Below are 19,200 nucleotides of genomic sequence, written 5' to 3' on the forward strand. Positions count from 1 at the left end.
GGTGGGCGACACGACAGGTGGGATCGGGCCGGATTCGTCCGGCCCGATCTTCGTTCTCGGGTCCGCCTCCCCCGCCCGGCTGAGGGTCCTGCGCTCGGCCGGCGTGGAACCGGTCGTCCGGGTGTCGGAGGTCGACGAGGACGCGGTGCTCGCCGCGCTGCCGCCGGACACCCCGGCCGACGTCGTCGTCGCCGAACTCGCGCGCGCGAAGGCCGAATCGGTGGCCGCGCTCGACGAGCTCGCCGCGGCCGCCGCCGGCGGCCGGACGGTGGTCGTCATCGGGTGCGACTCGATGCTGCTCCTCGGCGACCGCCTGCTCGGCAAGCCGCACACCCGTGAACGAGCACTCGAGCAGTGGGCCGAGATGCGCGGCGGCAGCGCAGATCTGCTGACCGGCCACCATCTCATCCGGCTGGGCGGCAAGGACGGTCCCGTCACCGCCACCGGCACCAGCTCCACGCGGATCGATTTCGCCGATGCCGACGACGAGCTCGTCTCCCGCTACGTGGACAGCGGCGAACCGCTGAAGGTCGCCGGCGCGTTCACCCTCGACGGTCTCGGCGCCTGGCTCGTCGAGGGCATCGAGGGCGACCCGTCCTCGGTGATCGGCATCGGCCTGCCGCTCGTCCGGCGACTGCTGACCGAGGTCGGGTTGTCGGTCGGCGACTTCTGGCCGCACTGATCGTCGGACCGGACCGGACCGAGACGAGCCCCGAGCCGCACCCCGGACGACGAGGGTCCGGCGGTGTCACCTCACGGAGTAGAACTCGGGCCAGTACTTCGTCAGGCAGTCCGACGGTTGTCCCTGCCGGTTGAACTGCGGACCGGTCAGCCCGATCGTCAGCGCCTTGGCGCGCTCGACGGCGGAGCCGTGCCCGGTCGCCCCGCCCGTGTCGCCGATGATCGGCAGCAGCGTCGCGACCTGCAGGATCTCCTTGGGTCCGAGCGCATCTCGCTTGTACGCGGTGGACGCCCAGTTCGACGCGAGGCAGTCGGCGAGCAGTTCGCTGTTCTTGCCCTGCGGAAGCCGTACCGCCGGGATGCCGAATCTCTGCGCCATCCGGTGGACGACGTTGTGACCGTACTCGTGGGCCACCACGATCGCGGCGGTGAAGTCGCCGACGATCGGCGACGGCACCCCGAAGACGTCGCCGTCCCAGATGGCGGCGAACGTGTCGACCGGCAGCACGACGCTGCCGACCGTGGACCGTCCGTCGCCGTCGGGTGCGCGGTCCACGCTGCAGAAGAAGGCGTTCGCCTCGTCCGACCGGATCCGCGGCGAGACCCCGTCCTCGTCGGTGCAGTCGGTGCGGTACGCCGTCCCCGACCGGATCAGGACCCGTCCCGGTGCCGGGTCGCCCCAACCGAGTTCGGTGAACCATCCTCCCCACGTCTCGTCGAGGTCGTCGAGCAGCGTCGTCAGATAGCGCGGGACGGCCGTACGCGCGTTGGAGCCGTCGACCCCGCTCCGCATCAACGACGTCGCCGGCGTCGCGAGCTTCGGGCAGTCGTCGGGGCGGCACCGGGTGGGATCGGCCTCGGACGATGACGGCGTCGGGGTCGGGATGCGCGAGCGTGACGCCGAACCCGGCGACGTCGATGTCGACGACGCGGTCGGCACCCGCGACGACTCGGCCGGCGGTGCCTGGTCGTCGGCGGGGATCAACGAGCACCCGCTCGTCGCGGCGAGCACCGCCACGACGCCCGCCGACAACAACCAACGCAGGGTCCCTGCGCCTCGCCGACGCGGCGCCGCGACGACGTCCCGGCGATCCGCGCGGGGTCCACTTCCTCGAGCCACCCGGCGAATCTAGCAGCCGGAGACCGTGTGACCTGCAGTTCGTCATCCGACCGAAGCACGTCCGCACCCTGGCCGGAGACCCGGAGCCGATCGGCAACCGGTCGGTAGGCGCGCCGATGCCCTACCCTTTGTATCCGGGACCGACGACCGGTCCGCGCGAGAGCGCAGAGACGTCCGTACAGCAAGCTGGAGAACAGACCTGTGAGTGTTGAAACCGACCCGAACCCGGCCTTCGCCGACTACGCCCATCCCGAGCGGTTGGTGTCAACGCAGTGGCTGTCGGCTCATCTCGGCGCCAAGGGCCTGAAGATCATCGAGTCCGACGAGGACGTGCTGCTCTACGACATCGGCCACATCCCGACCGCGCAGAAGATCGACTGGCATCTGCACCTCAACGACCCGGTCACCCGCGACTACATCAACGGCGAGCAGTTCGCAGAGCTGATGCGCAGCAAGGGGATCGAGCGCGACGACACCATCGTCATCTACGGCGACAAGTCCAATTGGTGGGCCGCGTACGCACTCTGGGTGTTCACGCTCTTCGGCCACGAGGACGTGCGCCTGCTCGACGGCGGCCGCGACGCGTGGATGGCCGAGGACCGGGAGACCTCCTTCGACATCCCCGAGTACCCGCGTTCGGACTACCCGGTCGTCGAGCGCGACGACTCGCTGATCCGCGCGTTCAAGCCGCAGGTCCTCGACGCGATCGGCAAGGAGCCGCTGGTCGACGTCCGCTCGCCGCAGGAGTACACCGGCGAGCGCACCCACATGCCGGACTACCCGGAGGAGGGCGCGCTCCGCGGCGGCCACATCCCCACCGCGATCTCGATCCCGTGGGCCAAGGCGGCCGCGCCGGACGGCCGGTTCCGTCCGCGTGCCGAACTCAACGAGATCTACCGCGACCTCGATCCGGACACCCCGACGATCGCCTACTGCCGCATCGGCGAGCGTTCGTCGCACACCTGGTTCGTGCTGACCTACCTGCTGGGCTTCACGAAGGTCCGCAACTACGACGGTTCGTGGACCGAGTGGGGCAACGCCGTGCGCGTGCCGATCGCGGTCGGCGAAGAGCCGGGTGCCGCACCCGGCGTCGAGTAGGGCCGGCGACCGACGATGACCTTGCCCCCAGCCCTGGCAGAGATCGTCGAAGACTTTGCCGCACTTGGTGATTCCGACAAGATCACCTTGCTCCTGGAATTCGCCGCGGAGCTTCCCGACCTCCCCGAGCACCTGCAGCAGGAGGCGATGGAACCGGTACCGGAGTGCCAGTCGCCGGTGTTCCTGTCCGTCGACGCCGGTGACCCGGAATCGGTACGGCTGTACTTCACCGCGCCGCCCGAGGCACCCACGACGCGCGGTTTCGCGGCGATCCTGCACCAGGGACTCGACACCGCGTCGGCGCAGGCGATCCTCGACGTCCCGTCCGACTTCTATTACGAACTCGGGCTGGGCAGCGCGGTGAGTCCACTGCGCCTGCGCGGGATGGCGGGCATGCTGGCCCGGATCAAGGCGCAGGTGCGCACCCAGACCGGCATCGGCGGGTCCGCACCTCCCGGGTCAGGCCGACCCGGCGCATGAAGTTCATCCAGATCCGCGACGAACCGATCGCGCCGGGCGGTCTGGTGGAGTGGACGCCGTACGTTCCCGGCGAACTGAATTCGTGGGAGCCGGATCCCCGACTCACCTCGCACAATCACGAGGAGCACCTGCGGGCGGCGTCGGAGTACCGTGCGCGCACCCAGCGCGAGGGCGGGCGCGAGGCCTGGCTGGGCCTGTCGATCGAGTTCGACGAACCCCTGTCGATCCCCGCCATCCGCAAGGTGCTGACGCAGTGGATCGACCGGCACGAGGTCCTGCGCAGCCACGTCGTGGTCAAGGGGTCGGGTCTGCAGCGGCTGACGACGCCGCCGGGCACCGTGAAGCTCAAGATGGGCCGGATCGGGTGGTACTCCGAGCCCGGTCCGCTCGTCGAGCAGCTCGGCGGCGCCTTCGACCGCGCGACGGCGCCGCTGCACTGGCCCGCCTACCTGTTCGCCACCGTCGGCCGCGCGGACTCGTTCACCCTGTTGTTCGCCGCCGACCACTCGCTCGTGGACGGGTATTCGCTGATCATGGCCCAGCAGGAGCTGGTCACCCTCTACCGCGCCGCCCGCGAGCACCGCAACCCCAGCCTCCCCGAGGTCGGCAGCTACGTCGATTTCAGCGCCGAGGAGCGGTGCCTGGCCGATCAGACCGGCGCCGACCACCCGGCCGTCGCGATGTGGTCGGAGTTCCTGCGGTCCGGCGGCGGCGACATGCCGGCGTTGTTGCGTTCCTCACAGACCTCCGCCGAGCAGGCCCGCGAGGAGCAGCAGTACATCGACGAGACGACCATCCCCCAGGAGTCCCTGTGGGGCGTCATCGCCGACGACGCGACCGCCAACCGGTTCACCGCGGTGTGTTCGGAGGCGGGCGGAACCCTCACCGCCGGAATCCTGGCCGCCTTCGCGATGGTCCACCACGAGATGACCGGCGACCCCGAGTTCCGCTGCGTGCTGCCGCGCCACACCCGCAACGACACCCGGTGGCTGGCCGCGCTGGGCTGGTTCGTGGGGCTGGCGCCGTTCTGGATCGACATGTCCGACTCCCCGACCTTCGACCAGGCGGTCGCGCGGTCCACCGAGATGCTCAAACGCGGGCGTCAGGGCGCCTCTCTGCCCTTCGAGCGGGTGGCCCAGCTGATCGGGTACAAGGGAGCCCCGCGGTTCGTGATCTCGTTCATCGACACCCGGTACGCGCCGGGCGCGGGTGCCGCCGACGCCGGGCGCGCGAAGGTCATCCGCAGCCACAGCTACTCGCCGCACGAGGTCTACATCTGGATCAACCGCACGCCGTCGGGGTTGCGGTACTCGGCTCGTTTCCCACGCGAGTCGCCACTGCACGCGTACGGCGTCGACGAGTCCTCGGCAGAGTTCCGGGCGACGGCAGGCCTCGACGGCGATCCGTCGCGTCCCCTGCCCGACGCCGACGCGGCCGACATCGACCCGACCCTCGGGCCCGTGCACGCCTACCTGCACGCTTTCGCCTTACTCGTGAGTCAGCTCGGTGATGCGAGCACATTCTCGCGCGCGATGTGACCCACGGCTCCACCGAACGATTGCTCGGTGGGCTAGGGTATTGGCCGGAAGGTCGCGATGCTGGACTCCCGGCGTCGTCCATCGCCCGAGCCGTCCGCATCCCGGTCGAGGAGGGTGTACCCCCGACTTGATCGTTGTCCGACAACCGTGTCGCACGCGCCACCGCGCGCCGCGAGCACCTGAGTACGAGTAAGGCCCAGGAGAACAAGTGCCCAGTACCTCAATCAGCAAGGTCCTCATCGCCAATCGCGGCGAGATCGCTGTTCGCGTCATCCGCGCAGCCCGGGATGCGGGCATCGCCAGTGTCGCGGTGTACGCCGAGCCGGACGCGAACGCGCTGTTCGTGAAGCTCGCCGACGAGGCATTTGCGCTGGGCGGCCAGACCTCGGCCGAGTCGTACCTGGTCTTCGAGAAGATCCTGGACGCCGCGAAGAAGTCGGGCGCGGACGCCATCCACCCGGGCTACGGCTTCCTGTCGGAGAACGCCGATTTCGCCCAGGCCGTCATCGACGCCGGGCTGATCTGGATCGGGCCGTCGCCGCAGTCCATCCGCGACCTCGGTGACAAGGTCACCGCACGCCACATCGCGCTGAAGGCCAACGCCCCGATGGCCCCCGGCACCAAGGACCCGGTCAAGGACGCCGACGAGGTCGTCGCGTTCGCCAAGGAGCACGGCGTGCCGGTCGCCATCAAGGCCGCCTTCGGCGGCGGTGGCCGCGGCATGAAGGTCGCCTACACCATCGAGGAGATCCCCGAGCTGTTCGAGTCGGCGACCCGCGAGGCCGTCGCCGCCTTCGGTCGCGGCGAGTGCTTCGTCGAGCGCTACCTCGACAAGGCCCGCCACGTCGAGGCCCAGGTCCTCGCCGACCAGCACGGCAACGTCATCGTCGCCGGCACGCGCGACTGCTCGCTGCAGCGTCGCTTCCAGAAGCTCGTCGAGGAGGCCCCCGCGCCGTTCCTGACCGACGAGCAGCGCACCCGTATCCACGAGTCCGCCAAGGCCATCTGCCGCGAGGCCGGCTACTACGGCGCGGGCACCGTCGAGTTCCTGGTCGGCAACGACGGCCTGGTCTCCTTCCTCGAGGTCAACACCCGCCTGCAGGTCGAGCACCCGGTCACCGAGGAGACCGCCGGCATCGACCTCGTCCGCCAGCAGTTCCGCATCGCCAACGGCGAGAAGCTCGAGATCACCGAGGACCCGACCCCGCGCGGCCACGCCTTCGAGTTCCGCATCAACGGCGAGGACGCCGGCCGCAACTTCCTGCCGGCCCCCGGCCCCATCACCGTCTACCGCGAGCCGTCCGGACCGGGCGTGCGCGTCGACTCCGGTGTGGTCGAGGGTGACGTCATCGGCGGCCAGTTCGACTCGATGCTCGCCAAGCTGATCGTGACCGGCGAGACCCGCCAGCAGGCCCTCGAGCGTGCCCGCCGCGCCCTGGCCGAGTTCCAGGTCGAGGGCCTGGCCACGGTCATCCCGTTCCACCGCCACATCGTGGAGAACCCCGCCTTCATCGGCGACGGCGAGAAGTTCGACGTCTACACCAAGTGGATCGAGACCGATTGGGAGAACCCGATCGAGCCGTACACCGGTGGCGAGGCCATCGAGGAGGACGAGAGCGCACCGCGCCAGAAGGTCGTCGTCGAGGTCGGCGGACGCCGCGTCGAGGTGTCGCTGCCGGGCGATCTCGCCCTTGGTGGCGGAGCGTCGGCCAACGGGGTCGTCCGCAAGAAGCCGAAGGCCCGCTCGCGCAAGAAGGGTGGCGGCGCCGCCGTTTCCGGCGACGCCGTGGCCGCACCGATGCAGGGCACGGTCGTGAAGGTCGCCGTGGAGGAGGGCCAGGAGGTCTCCGCGGGCGATCTGGTGGTCGTGCTCGAGGCCATGAAGATGGAGAACCCGGTCACCGCCCACAAGGACGGCGTGGTCACCGGCCTGTCCGTCGAGGCCGGCGCCGCGGTCACCCAGGGCACCGTGCTGCTCGAGCTGAAGTAAGCCCTCGCTGCCTGAGGTGCGAGGAGCGTAAGCGACAGCCCCCTCGCTGCCTGAGGTGCGAGGAGCGTAAGCGACGAGCCACGAAGGCCCGGTGAGACCACCTCGCCGCCTTCGTGGCTCGCTCCTTGTGGAAGGGACGTCGAAGGGACACCGTGCAACCAGTCGAGATCAACGCCGGGACGTGGTATCTGCGTGCGCTTCGTGCGGACGACCGGATCACCGACGTCCCGGCGTTGGCTCTTCTCGGGGTCGATTCCCCCGCCGACTACGTCGCGACGGCCAACGCGGACTGGGAGTCCGAGACCCGGTTCGCGTGGGCGATCTGCATCCCCACGACCGGAGAGCTCGTCGCGCTCATCGGGGTCATTCCGGACGGTTCGAGCGGCCTGCTCTGGGGCCGGGCCCGCGAGGGCTACGACGAGGCGCTGGACGCCGCGGTCGGACCCGTGTCGAGGTTCGCCGAGGGCGCGCTGGGGTTGAGTGTGTCGGACGAGTTCGCGCGCGATATCCGCTGACGGCCCCGGCTGCCCGTCGCGGCCGTGCTGGGGCCAGGGGATGTCGCACGCGACATCACCTCGGATCGGCGACCTCGGTCGATGTCGCCGATCCTGATCCTGTCGCATGCGACATCGGTCCGTGGAATAGCGCGCGGTCTGCGACGCGGGTCGTGACGCCCAGAACGAGCAGCCTGCCGACGATCAGGATCGCCGACAGGCCGGCGACAGCCCGAGGCCCGGCGGAACCTGTCCGCCGGGCCTCGGGATTCGCTCGAGATCAGTTGTCGCGCATTCGCGCTCCGCCGGCAACACCCGGCGAGGGGATCCGCTACACCGTCGCGTTGGCGAACGACTCGAGGGTGCTGGTGGCCTCGATGTACTCGCTCACCCAGCGCTCGATGACCGCGGAGGTCTTCTCGACCTTCTTGAACTGCCCGACCACCTGGCCGACCGGGTTGAAAGCGACGTCGATGCTCTCGTCGGGGTACTTGTGCGTCGCCGCGACCGCCATGCCGGACACCATGTACTGCAACGGCATTCCCAGCGGGTCCGGGTTGTTGGGGTCCTCCCACGCCTCGGTCCAGTCGTTGCGCAGCATGCGGCACGGCTTGCCGGTGAACGAGCGGCTGCGCACGGTGTCGCGGCTCGACGCGTTGATGTAGGTCTGCTGCTGGACCGGGGTGTTCTCGGCCTCCTCGACCATCAGCCACTGCGAGCCGCTCCAGGCGCCCTGCGCGCCGAGCGCGAGCGCGGCCGCGATCTGCTCACCGCTGCCGATGCCGCCGGCGGCCAGAACCGGCCGCGGCGCAACCTCTTTCACGACCTGCGGCCACAGCACGATCGAGCCGACCTCGCCGCAGTGGCCGCCGCCCTCGCCACCCTGGGCGATGATGATGTCGACACCGGCGTCGGCGTGCTTGCGGGCCTGCTTGGGCGATCCGCACAGCGCCGCGACCTTGCGGCCGGTGGCCTGGATCTTCTCGATCATGTCCTTCGGCGGCGTGCCGAGCGCGTTGGCGATCAGGGTGACCTTGGGGTGCTGCAGCGCGATCTCGACCTGCGGGGTCGCGGTCGCCTCGGTCCAGCCGAGCAGCTGCAGCGAGTTGTCGTCCTCCTCGTTGAGCGGGACGCCGTGGTCGACGAGCAGCTTGCGACCGAACTCCAGCGTCTCCTGGGGAACCATCGACTGGAGCATCTTGGTGAGCTCCTCGGCCGACATGTTCGCGTCCATGCCCTCGTACTTGTTCGGGATCACGATGTCGACGCCGTACGGGTGGTCGCCGATGTGCTCGTCGATCCAGTTCAGCTCGATCTCGAGTTGCTCGGGCGTGAATCCGACCGCGCCGAGCACGCCGTAGCCGCCGGCCTTGCTCACCGCGACGACCACGTCGCGGCAGTGCGTGAACGCGAAGATCGGGAACTCGATGCCGAGCTCGTCGCAGATCGGGGTGTGCATACAGACTCCTCGCCGGTAGGAATTAGAACGTGTTCTAATCTGGATACCAGGCCGGGCAACCACGGACAACCGTTTCGGCGAACGCTCTGTGATCTCGGCACCAGACTTGTCGGACCCCTGTCCTATCCTGCAGTTGTCAGGTGATCCTCCCGGTTCCGGTGAGGCGCCTCCCGCCCCACCTCGGGGCAGCGCAGTTCCGCCCCCGCTCGGGGCACCCCACAGTTCCGCCCCGGCCTCGGGGCGCTCAGAGCCGGCCCGTGTGCCGCGCCGGGTCCACCCGGTGCCGGGATGCCGGCTCGGAAAGGGGAACGTCATGTCCGACACCCACTTCGACCCCCCGTCCTTCGACGGCCCCGGCCTCGACAGCGCGGTCGAGAACGCCTGGCGCGAGTTCGAGGCTCGGCTCGCGCGGCGGCTGGCGACGCTCGGGGACTGCGAGATGGTCTTCATCACGCCGTCCGCCGAGATCGCGAACGACCGGCGGTTCGCGATCCGCGCAGGACGGCCGGGCGGAGTCCGGGTCACCGTCGCCTGCCCGGTCGACGAACCGCGGCGACTCGTCGAACTCGGCTGGAGATCCACCGCGGACGGCCGACTCATCCGCGAGGAGCCGCCGAGCCGGGCCGACGTGATCGCCGGACTCGTCGGGCGGACACTGCGCGAGCACTGGTCGACGCCCGCGCCGGCGTTCCTCGCCGACACCGGCCGTCCGCACCCGGATCGGTGCCCGATCGTCGCCCCCGAGGAGATGGGACCCGATGCCGTACGCGACCTGGTGAAGCACGACATCGAGACCTGGTTCGGCGGGCACCTCCCGCTCCGCGCCGACGGCACCCTGCAGCTGCCGACCGGACCGGTCGAGGCGTCCATCGGCGTCAGCCACGAGGAGCCGCGGATCGACGTCTTCGCTCGGGTCGCGACCGACATGCACCCGCGCTTCGCCGACACCGTGGTCGCCGATGTCGCGACCAGGCATCCCGGCGTCCAACTCGTCCTCGACGGCGCCGACCTGTTCGCCGTCCGGTCGATCAGCGCGGTCGCCTACCACCGCGCACGCCTGTTCATCGGTCTCCACGACTGGTTCACCTTCGTCGACACGGCCCTGCCCACAGCGCTTCGACCACTACGCGACAGGCGCACCGCTGCACGGCGAATCCCCTCGCGCGGCGCACGACTCGTCAACCGCGTGCCGTCCTTGCGGCCGCCGGCAAGCGCACATTGAGACCCCCACGTCAGACCCGACAGGAAAGGCGACGATGACCGACAACGTGCACAGCCAACCGCGCAAGAAGATCCTCTACGTCGACATGGACAACACCCTGGTCGACTTCCGCTCCGGCATCGACAAGCTCAGCGAGGCCGAACGCAAGCGCTTCGACGGCAGCCTCGACGAGGTGCCCGGCATCTTCTCTCTCATGGACCCGATGCCCGGCGCGATCGCGGCCTACCGCGAACTGGCAACGCTCTTCGACACCTACATCCTCTCGACCGCGCCGTGGGACAACCCGATGGCGTGGACCGAGAAACTGCTCTGGGTCAAGATGCACTTCGGTCGCGACGAGAGTTCACCGGCCTACAAGCGGGTGATCCTGTCGCACCACAAGAACCTCAACCACGGCGACTTCATCATCGACGACCGGACCGCGCGCGGGGTCGACGCCTTCGTGGGCGAGCACATCCACTTCGGTCAGGCGCCCTTCGAGGACTGGGAGAAGGTCCTGGAGTACCTGCGCGGCAAGGCTTGAGCGCCGGCACATCCCGGGATGAGGGCCGCGGATGGGCCGCGGTGTGCCGTGTCCGCGGCGATGGGTGGTCGCGTCTACCTCTCCCAGTGCCCGTAGGGCGTACGCGCTGTCTCGGTGTCGCCGTAGATGATCGCGCGCTCACGTCGTGAGCCCGTCAGCAGCGTGGCGCTCCAGTTCATCACGGTGCCCATCCGGTTGCGGGCACCGGCCAGGAACGCGATGTGGATCACGCCCCACGCCAGCCATCCCGGAAGGCCCCGCATGTGGAGCCGGCCGGACTGCACGACGGCGTGACGCCGCGCGATGTAGGCGGCGGTGCCGAGGTCCCGGTACTTGAACGGCGCCCTGTTCGCCTTCCCCGCAACCTCATCGGCGATCACGCGACCCGCGTGATGCCCGCTCTGCATGGCGACCTCGGCGACCCCGGGCAGATTGTCGTAGGCCATCATGTCCCCGCAGACGAAGACCTCCGGGTGCCCGGGCACGGACATGTCGTCGGTGACGGGGATACGGCCCGACCGGTCCTGCTCGACGCCGAGCGCCCGCGCCAGGGTGGCCGCGAACGGCACCGCCTCGACGCCGGTCGTCCACAGCGTGGTGCGTGCCGGGTAGATCTCCTTGTGCTTGTCGGATTTCCGCGTCGTCTCGACGAAGTCGTCACCGACGCCGGTCACGTGCACGCCGAGGACCGTCTCCACCCCGAGCTTGTCGAGGGCCTTCTGCGCACTCGACGACAGGTGCTCGTCGAACGACGGCAGCACCCGGTCCCCGCCGTGCAGGAGCAGCACCCGCGCCCGCGACGGGTCGATGGAGTCGTACTCGCGTTCCAGCGCCCGGGTGGCCAGCTCCCGGATCTGACCGGCCAGTTCGACCCCGGTCGGCCCGCCGCCGGCCACGGCGAAGGTCAGCCACGCCGACTGCTCCTCCGGGTCGTCGATCGTCTCGGCCATCTCGAAGGCGGTCATGATCTTGCGCCGGATGACGTGGGCGTCGTCGAGGGTCTTCATGCCCGGCGCGAACCTGGCGAACCGGTCGTTGCCGCGGTAGGCGGTGCGCATGCCCGCGCCCACGACGAGATAGTCGTACGGCGCCCGGAACCTCGACAGGTCCAGCCGGTCGACGACGACCTCCCGCGCGTCGACGTCGATGTCCGCCGCCTCGCCGAGCACCACGTCGAGGTTGCGGTGGCGTCGTGTCAGATGCCGGATCGGCGACGAGATCGCGCCCTCCGACAGCAGGCCCGTGGCGCACTGGTACAGCAACGGCTGGAAGACATGACTCGTGCTGCGGTCGATCAGCGTGACATCGACCTGCGCCTTCTTGAGCCTCCGGGCGCAGTGGATGCCGGCGAATCCTGCACCGATGATCACGACTCTGGGTCTCGCGTGGGCCATGCGCAGATTGTTACAGACAGGCCGGTCGGGCCGCCGGACATCGCGCCCCGATTCGACGCCGTGGCCGACCGCGTGGTTTGGACGGGGGCATGCCGGGTACCCACGCGAACGTGGAAGCCACGGTTTCGCTCTCCGTCGACGGCGTACAACGCGACGTCACGGTCGACACACGCACCACCCTGCTGGACTGCCTGCGCGACCGGCTCGGCGTCTTCTCCCCGAAGAAGGGCTGCGATCACGGTCAGTGCGGCTCGTGCACCGTGCTCGTCGACGGCCGGCGGATCATCAGCTGCCTGTCGTTCGCGGTCATGTACGACGGCGCCACGATCGTGACCGCCGACGGACTCGCCGACGGCGGACTTCATCCGGTTCAAGAGGCGTTCATCGACGCCGATGCCTTCCAGTGCGGTTACTGCACGCCGGGCCAGGTCTGTTCGGTGGTCGGCATGATCGACGAGGCGAAGGGCGGCCACCCCAGCCACGCCACCGAGGACCTGGACCCCGACGCGTCCGCCGAGCCTCTGACGGACGACGAGATCCGGGAGCGGATGAGCGGCAACCTGTGCCGCTGCGCCGCGTATCCGAACATCCTGGCCGCGATCCGACAGGTGGTCGGCGGATGAGACCGTTCGCCTACGAACGCGCCACCGACGTCGCCGGGGCCGTCGCCTTCCTCGCCGACCATCCGGGCGCCCGGGCGATCGCGGGTGGCACCAACCTCGTCGACCACATGAAACTCGGCGTCGCCGATCCTCCGGCGCTCGTGGACATCTCGCACCTCGACCTGGATCGGATCTCCGAGAACCCCGACGGCTCCCTGCGTCTCGGCGCCACCGCCCGCAACGCCGACACCGCCGCCCATCCCCTCGTCCGCCGCCGCCATCCGATGCTCGCCCGCGCCTTGCTGTCCGGCGCGTCACCCCAGTTGCGCAACCTGGCGACCAACGGCGGAAATCTCCTGCAACGCACGCGGTGTGTCTACTTCCAGGATGTGACGACGCCCTGCAACAAGCGCGAACCCGGCACCGGCTGTTCGGCTCTCGGCGGGCACACGCGCCAACACGCCATTCTCGGCGCCTCCGACGACTGCGTCGCCACCCACCCGTCGGACATGGCCGTCGCGCTCGCCGCACTCGACGCGCGGGTGGTGGTCCACGGCACCGACGGCGAGCGCCGGCTCGACCTGCGCGCGCTGTACCGGCTTCCGGGCGCCCATCCCGACCGTGACACAGTCCTCGAACCGACCGACGTGATCGTCGCCATCGAGGTGCCCGCGCCGCGCCCGGGTTCGGCGTCGACGTACCGCAAGGTCCGCGACCGCGCGTCGTACGCGTTCGCCCTCGTGTCGGTCGCCGCAGAAGTCAGCACCGACGACGGCGAGGCGATTCGCGACGCCCGCATCGCCTTCGGGGGTGTCGCACACACGCCGTGGCGGGCCGAACGAGCCGAAGCCGTCCTGCGCGGCAACCGCCCGTCGGCCGAGCTGTTCGCCGCCGCCGCTGACGCCGAACTCGCCGACGCGCGTCCCCTGGACGGCAACGCCTTCAAGATCCCGTTGCTGCGGCGCACCCTCGCGTCGGTGCTGAGGGACCTCTGCCAGACCACGGAGCAGCCGAGATGAGCACGATCGGCACCTCCAGTCCCCGAATCGACGGCGCCGGCAAGGTCCGCGGCACCGCCCCCTACGCGTTCGAGCACGTCTCCGACGCCCTGTACCTGTGGCCGATCACCGCGACGGTGGCCCGCGGCCGGGTCACGTCCGTCGACTCCTCCGTCGCCGTCGCCACCGATGGCGTCGAACTGGTCCTCACGGTGTTCGACGCGCCGCGCCTGGACGACACCTCGGACGGAGATCTCACCATCCTCCAGTCCCCCGAGATCTCCTATCGCGGTCAGCTGATCGGCGCCGTGGTCGCCCGGACTCCCGAGATCGCCCGAGAGGCAGTGGCATCGGTGCTCGTCGAACATCTCTCCGAGGACCACGACACCGTCTTCCGCGCCGACCACCCCGATTCCCATCGCCCGCAGAAGGTCAACGGCGGATTCGAGACCACCTCTCGGACAGGCGAACCCGACCGTATCCTCGACGACCCGCCGGCGGACACCGTCGTCGTCGACGAGTGGTATTCGACTCCCGAAGAACACAACAACCCCATGGAACCGCACACCGTCGTCGCGATCTGGGCACCGGCGGAGCAGGTCCTCACCCTGTACGACTCCACCCAGTCGACGCAGGGCGTGGTGTCGTCTATGGCACCGGTCCTCGGACTCGAACCCGAGCAGATGCGCGTATCCGCATGTCGGGGGCGGTTTCGGCTCCAAGGGATCACCGCACTCCCACGACGTCCTCGCCGCGATGGCCGCCATGCGACTACCCGGGCGGGCCGTCAAGTTCGCGGTGCCGCGGCAGCACATGTTCGCCTACGTCGGCCATCGCGCATCGACTCGCTCGCGCATCCGCCTCGCTGCCGGACTCGACGGCCGAGTCTCCGCGCTCGTCCACGAGGCGTGGGTCCACAGCGCACGGGCCAAGGAGTTCGCCGAGCAGGCGGCCGTCTCGTCGCGGATGATGTACACCGCCGACCACCGCCGCACCGACCACCACGTGGTCCCGCTCGACGTGCCCCCTCCGTTCTGGATGCGGGCCCCGGGCGAGGCGCCCGGCATGTTCGCCGGCGAGGTGGCGATGGACGAACTCGCCGAGCGGCTGGGCATGGACCCGATCGACCTGCGGGTCCGCAACGAGCCGGCCGACGACCCGGAGTCCGGCAAGCCGTGGTCGTCGCGGCGTCTCGTCGATTGTCTTCGTCTCGGAGCAGACAGGTTCGGCTGGGATCGACGCCCTGCGCCCGCGGCCCATCGGGACGGACGATGGCTGGTCGGGTACGGCGTCGCGTCGTCGACCTACCCGCACATGGTGAATCCCGGCAACGAGGCGGCGATCTCCCACCGCAGCGGACGCTTCTCGGTCAGGATCGCGGCCACCGACATCGGAACCGGCGCCTGGACCGCGCTGACCCTGATCGCGGCCGACGCACTCGGTGTCGCCGCGGACCGGATCGACCTGCAGATCGGCGACAGCGTGCTTCCGAAGGCCACCGTCGCGGGCGGATCGTCGGGCACGTCGTCGTGGGGTTCGGCGATCGTGTCGGCGGCCCGGCGATTCCGCGAGCGATACGGCGAGAACCCACCTGAGGCGGCGGAGGTCACGGCCACGACGGAGCAGAACCCCGACACCGAGAGGTTTCGGATCTCCTCGTTCGGTGCGCATTTCGTCGAGGCGCACGTCGACGCCGACACCGGCGAGATCCGTATCCCGCGCATGCTCGGCGTGTTCTCGATAGGACGCGTCATCAACCCGCGGACCGTGCGGTCACAGCTGATCGGCGGCATGACCTTCGGCATCTCGATGGCCCTGCACGAGGAGAGCGTCCGGGACCCGCGGTTCGGTCACGTCGTCACCCAGGACCTCGCCGAATACCACATCCCGGTGCACGCCGACATCGCCGACGTGGACGCCGTCTGGCTCGACGACGCGGACGAGCATGCGACTCCGATGGGTTCGCGCGGCGCAGGCGAGATCGGGATCGTCGGCAGCGCCGCCGCGGTGGTCAACGCGGTCCACGACGCGACCGGTGTGCGGGTCCGCGATCTCCCGGTCCGTCTCGACGACCTTCTGTACGGCCTGCCCGACCGGTAGCGCCGGCGCTCTTCGCCCGTGCGAAGTCCGTGCCCAGCTCGAGCGTTGGCATGTTGCCCGGCCGCCGGGCCCTCGTGGCCGACAGACCCTCGGTGGACGGAGCCCTGTCGGCGGATGCCTGCCTGGATGATCGACGGCCCCTCAGACCGCTCCAGGGTATGCCGACCATCCCGGCACCGACGGCGCCGTCGGCCACGGTTGGTCGTCCTCCGTGGGCAGCCACCGCGGCAGGGCCGCCGGAGTCGTTGCGTCGCACGCCTTCTGATCCGCAGTCGGCGTCGGGTAGAGCGCGGCGAAATCGTAGCGCGAGGTGTACCAGCCGCCGAACACATCGGTGCCCGGAGTACGTTCCCCACCTCGGGGAGCGGCACTCGGTTCATCGCCGACCCGCCGGATGTCGATCTCCACCGGTCGGGGTGTGTCGAACCCGATGGCCCATCGCCCGGCGTGCTGTACCGACCGATACCCATGGCGGCACAGGATGATCCGCGTCCTGTCGACGTCGTCGACCCGGCGCAGCCCGGTGTAGAACGCGGTGCCGACCTGGCGTCGGTCCGGCGTCACCTCCGTCGGGTACGCCGTGATCATCTGGTCGATGTTCGACGGTGCCGCCTCGACGAATCCCGGGTATCCCCAGGCCGGAGATGCGCCCGCGGTGGCGAGTTCGAAGGATTCCACCCAGGCGCGGACGAACGTCCCTTCCGAGGACTGCGGGTCCAGGACCGGCGTCGACGGCCACCGGAAGGTGATGTCGAGGCCGGGTGGCATGTGTTCGTCCTGCACCGGGTGCGCCGAGTGGCGGGTGTACGGCTCGGACGATCCGACGAGCACTGTCAGCCCCAGCCCGCCTACGACCGCGGCGGCCACCGCTGCCGCCACCACCATGAGGAGTCGACGGCGGTGCGCTCGCGTCATGCTGATCACCTTCTTCGGTGACGGGGCCTTCCGATGACCACATTTCTCGTGCTCACCCGATTCTTTTCTGCACCCTATTCATCGTCGTGCGACAGATATGCCTTCTACAGGCAGCGGATCGGCGACGAGAAGGTCTCGAATCGGCAAAGGCGACGGGAGCGCTGACAGATTTCTCGTCGAACGACGCCGCAATTCCCTGGCACGAGTCCCCAGGCACCGGAGGCAACCGACGACGGGAATACGGATGTTCGCGACGAAGCGGAACGGCCGCACGGCTCCCGATAAGCCCTCCGACATCTTGTGGTTTCAGCTCTACGGGGCTCCTGGTCTCCATCTGTAATCGAACATGCATTCGATATGCAGAGCTTTGGGGATGAGCGTCGTGACCGACACCGTTGCAGTTGAAATTTCCGTTCATTCCGACGGACCCGCCGACGCCGCCGAAATTCTCGATTCGATTCACGGGCTCATCGACAGGCTTCTGCAGGCCGAGCTGACCCCGCTGACCGATGCGTGGAGTTTGCGGCCGCCGAAAACCGAGCGCGCCAGAAACCGTTTGGCGTTCGCCGGGGATCAGCAGGTGGTGGAGGTCGCCGACGGCGTGCCGCAGCCGGCAGACATCAGGACCGCGATTCGTCATACTGATTATTCGTCATACCGAATTGTCTCGATGTCCCGCGAAAGGACGCCATGGTCCCCGCCGCCGCGATCTTCGTCGGCTTCCTCCTCTCCAACATGGCCAGTCCGGTGTACCCGCTGTGGCAGGACGAACTCGGGTACTCGGCCGCGTTCACGACGGTGATCTTCTCCGGCTACCCCGTCGGCGTGTTCGTGGGACTGCTGGGCCTCGGCCGACTCATCGACCGAATCGGGTGGGCGCGTGCGCTCGCCGCCGCGCTCGCCTGCTGCGTGATCGGGGCGTCGATCTTCGCCGCCGCGCCCAGCCCGTGGTGGCTGCTGGCCGCGCGGTTCGTCAGCGGCATCGCCGCGGGAATCTGCGCATCGTGCGGGGCGGCCGCGGTGACCGAGAGTTTCGAGCGCCGGGGCAGCAGGGCCGGCCCGTCCGTCGCCGGGCTGAGCATCTCCGCCGGTCTGGCCTGCGGTCCACTGTTGGGCGGCATCTTCGCGGACCTGCCGCTGTGGCCGACGCAGCTGATCTTCGTCATGGAAGCCGCGCTGGCCGCCGTGATCGGAGTCCTCGTGATCACCATGACGCGGTCGGGCGGGTCGGCCTCGCCGCGCCACCACGACGGCCACGCGCGCATACCCGACGACACCCCCGCCGATCCCGAACGGCGTCGGCAGGTGTTGACCGCCGCGTGTGCACTCGCATTCTCCTCCGGCATCACGTGCGCGATCTACATGTCGATCGGTTCGGGATTCCTGCGCGACACGCTCGGCACCACGAGCACGACGGCCGCCGGACTTCTCGTCTTCCTGGTGTTCGCCTCGGCGGTCTCCGGGCAGCTGCTGTTCGCCCGCGCATCGTGGACAGCACAGGGCGGGACGGCGCTGGCCGTCGGAGCGATCGCCGCGGCCGCTCTTGTCGTCGGCGTGGCGACGTCGACCGCATGGGTGCTGTTCGTGTCCGCGTCGTTCTCCGGCGCGGCCCAGGGGCTGGCTCAGATCGCCGGTCTCTCGATGGTCCGTTCGGTGACGAACCTTGCGCGACTTCGCGGCGGGTACGCGCTCTTCAACGCCGTGTCGTATCTCGGAGGCGGCGGGAGCGTGCTCGTCGCCGGCGGTCTGCTGACCTTCACCGCGATGGGCACGACGATGGTGATCCTCGCGGTGTCCGTCGGCGTGCTGACGGCGATGTCGGCGGTCATGCTCGCCACGCTCGTCAGGACGCGGAATCAGTCCGGGACGTCGATGTCGATCCCCGACGCGAGGTCGGAACACTCGACCTCGCGCACCTCATGACCCCGCAGATACGGCTGCGCTCCCACGTCTCCCCCGATGACCTCGACCGCCGGCCGCAGATGATCGGCACCGAGGTACACCGGGTGCCCGGGCCTGCCGTCGAAGACTGCCCGGACCAGCGCATCCGCACGATGCCCGGCAGCGTCGAGAACCCGGCTCACCACCGCGCTGCCGACGTCCGGCGTGTCAACGGTGTGTAACAGGACGCTGTACCTCCCAGACCTCGCCAAAGCCTCACCGAGCATCGCAGCCACCGAGTGCCCGACCCCCTTCGACCAGTCCTCGACGATCAGAGCAGAGGCCCCGCGGGGCGGCTCGACGATGGCCGCGCCCATCGCGACGACCACCTCGTCGCATCCGCCATCCCGCAGCGCCGCGACCGCCAGACCCAACCAATCACCGTCATGGGCAAGGATTTTCGGCTTCCCATAACGGCTGCCCGCTCCCGCGGCGAGGACCGCGCCCAGCACCTTGGCCCCGGGGGCTTCAGCGCTCGTCGAGTGGTCGATCGCGTCGTCGTGCACGCACCCACTCTTCCCTACCCGCGTCCACCGACGCCAGGTAAACGCTTGTGAAATCTTCGGTCCCCGACGAGCGGACCGCGCCGCACGGCACCACCATTTACCCTGCCGGGCCGACTCGGGAACGAGTCGCGGAATCGAG

At 69.4% G+C, this 19,200-nt stretch carries 16 protein-coding genes and 1 pseudogene; 12 read left to right on the forward strand and 5 right to left on the reverse strand.

Translation table 11 applies throughout. The annotated features are described in order from the left end of the window. Window position 1 precedes the first annotated feature (1 nt). Window positions 2–682 carry a Maf family protein gene (locus tag GP2_RS17155; protein WP_006901806.1) on the forward strand — a complete coding sequence of 227 codons (681 nt, stop codon included), beginning with the start codon at window positions 2–4 and terminating at the stop codon, window positions 680–682. A 66-nt stretch (window positions 683–748) separates the two neighbouring features. On the opposite strand, the gene GP2_RS17160 is transcribed toward GP2_RS17155, so the two are convergent. Then, complete coding sequence (locus GP2_RS17160; protein WP_255218654.1) at window positions 749–1,801, reverse strand: neutral zinc metallopeptidase; 1,053 nt, start codon at window positions 1,799–1,801, stop codon at window positions 749–751. 201 nt (window positions 1,802–2,002) lie between these two features. Here GP2_RS17160 and GP2_RS17170 point away from each other — a divergent pair, with 201 nt between their 5' ends. The 5 genes from GP2_RS17170 to GP2_RS17190 all read left to right on the forward strand — a co-directional run bounded on the left by GP2_RS17170 (window position 2,003) and on the right by GP2_RS17190 (window position 7,422). Continuing rightward, the gene (locus GP2_RS17170) at window positions 2,003–2,899 is read left to right on the forward strand and encodes a sulfurtransferase (RefSeq protein ID WP_006901809.1); all 897 of its coding nucleotides are present in this window, start codon (window positions 2,003–2,005) and stop codon (window positions 2,897–2,899) included. 15 nt (window positions 2,900–2,914) lie between these two features. Next, complete coding sequence (locus GP2_RS17175) at window positions 2,915–3,379, forward strand: SufE family protein (RefSeq protein ID WP_006901810.1); 465 nt, start codon at window positions 2,915–2,917, stop codon at window positions 3,377–3,379. Next, window positions 3,376–4,917, forward strand: coding sequence for a condensation domain-containing protein (locus GP2_RS17180; protein WP_006901811.1), 1,542 nt, complete (start codon window positions 3,376–3,378; stop codon window positions 4,915–4,917). The genes GP2_RS17175 and GP2_RS17180 overlap by 4 nt, the downstream gene beginning before the upstream one ends. Before the next feature lie 208 nt (window positions 4,918–5,125). Further along, window positions 5,126–6,907, forward strand: a complete 1,782-nt coding sequence (locus tag GP2_RS17185) for an acetyl/propionyl/methylcrotonyl-CoA carboxylase subunit alpha (RefSeq protein ID WP_006901812.1) — start codon at window positions 5,126–5,128, stop codon at window positions 6,905–6,907. A 152-nt stretch (window positions 6,908–7,059) separates the two neighbouring features. Further along, window positions 7,060–7,422: a hypothetical protein gene (locus GP2_RS17190; protein ID WP_006901813.1), complete on the forward strand. Its 363-nt coding sequence runs from the start codon at window positions 7,060–7,062 to the stop codon at window positions 7,420–7,422. 310 nt (window positions 7,423–7,732) lie between these two features. On the opposite strand, the gene GP2_RS17195 is transcribed toward GP2_RS17190, so the two are convergent. Next, entirely contained in the window at window positions 7,733–8,860 is a 1,128-nt protein-coding gene (locus GP2_RS17195) for a nitronate monooxygenase (RefSeq protein ID WP_006901814.1), read from the reverse strand. Between the two features lie 313 nt (window positions 8,861–9,173). Between GP2_RS17195 and GP2_RS21885 the strand changes: the two genes are divergently transcribed. Both GP2_RS21885 and GP2_RS17205 read left to right on the forward strand, forming a co-directional pair. Beyond that, a complete protein-coding gene (locus GP2_RS21885; protein ID WP_006901815.1) occupies window positions 9,174–10,082 on the forward strand; it encodes a TY-Chap domain-containing protein in 909 nt (302 codons plus the stop codon). Window positions 10,083–10,116: 34 nt separating this feature from the next. Next, on the forward strand, window positions 10,117–10,605 hold the full coding sequence (locus GP2_RS17205) for a 5' nucleotidase, NT5C type (protein ID WP_006901816.1): 489 nt from the start codon (window positions 10,117–10,119) through the stop codon (window positions 10,603–10,605). A 74-nt stretch (window positions 10,606–10,679) separates the two neighbouring features. On the opposite strand, the gene GP2_RS17210 is transcribed toward GP2_RS17205, so the two are convergent. Continuing rightward, window positions 10,680–11,999, reverse strand: coding sequence for an NAD(P)/FAD-dependent oxidoreductase (locus GP2_RS17210; protein WP_006901817.1), 1,320 nt, complete (start codon window positions 11,997–11,999; stop codon window positions 10,680–10,682). A 110-nt stretch (window positions 12,000–12,109) separates the two neighbouring features. On the opposite strand from GP2_RS17210, the gene GP2_RS17215 reads away from it, so the two are divergent. From GP2_RS17215 to GP2_RS17225, 3 genes and pseudogenes are all read left to right on the forward strand, one after another. Further along, entirely contained in the window at window positions 12,110–12,622 is a 513-nt protein-coding gene (locus GP2_RS17215) for a 2Fe-2S iron-sulfur cluster-binding protein (RefSeq protein ID WP_040527341.1), read from the forward strand. Continuing rightward, window positions 12,619–13,620 (forward strand): FAD binding domain-containing protein, encoded by a 1,002-nt coding sequence (locus GP2_RS17220; protein WP_006901819.1) that lies wholly within the window; start codon window positions 12,619–12,621, stop codon window positions 13,618–13,620. Before GP2_RS17215 ends, GP2_RS17220 begins: the two co-directional genes overlap by 4 nt. Beyond that, window positions 13,617–15,699 (forward strand): annotated as a pseudogene (locus GP2_RS17225) (xanthine dehydrogenase family protein molybdopterin-binding subunit). Before GP2_RS17220 ends, GP2_RS17225 begins: the two are co-directional and overlap by 4 nt. 141 nt (window positions 15,700–15,840) lie before the next feature. On the opposite strand, the gene GP2_RS17230 reads toward GP2_RS17225, so the two are convergent. Beyond that, window positions 15,841–16,614: a hypothetical protein gene (locus GP2_RS17230; protein ID WP_255218655.1), complete on the reverse strand. Its 774-nt coding sequence runs from the start codon at window positions 16,612–16,614 to the stop codon at window positions 15,841–15,843. A gap of 690 nt (window positions 16,615–17,304) precedes the next feature. Between GP2_RS17230 and GP2_RS17235 the strand changes: the two genes are divergently transcribed. Further along, on the forward strand, window positions 17,305–18,537 hold the full coding sequence (locus GP2_RS17235) for an MFS transporter (RefSeq protein ID WP_006901822.1): 1,233 nt from the start codon (window positions 17,305–17,307) through the stop codon (window positions 18,535–18,537). On the opposite strand, the gene GP2_RS21370 is transcribed toward GP2_RS17235, so the two are convergent. Beyond that, entirely contained in the window at window positions 18,471–19,061 is a 591-nt protein-coding gene (locus GP2_RS21370; RefSeq protein WP_006901823.1) for a nucleotidyltransferase family protein, read from the reverse strand. The two genes, GP2_RS17235 and GP2_RS21370, sit on opposite strands and share 67 nt — an antisense overlap. Window positions 19,062–19,200: the final 139 nt, after the last annotated feature.

This window comes from Gordonia paraffinivorans NBRC 108238 (assembly GCF_000344155.1).
GTDB classification, from domain to species: domain Bacteria; phylum Actinomycetota; class Actinomycetes; order Mycobacteriales; family Mycobacteriaceae; genus Gordonia; species Gordonia paraffinivorans.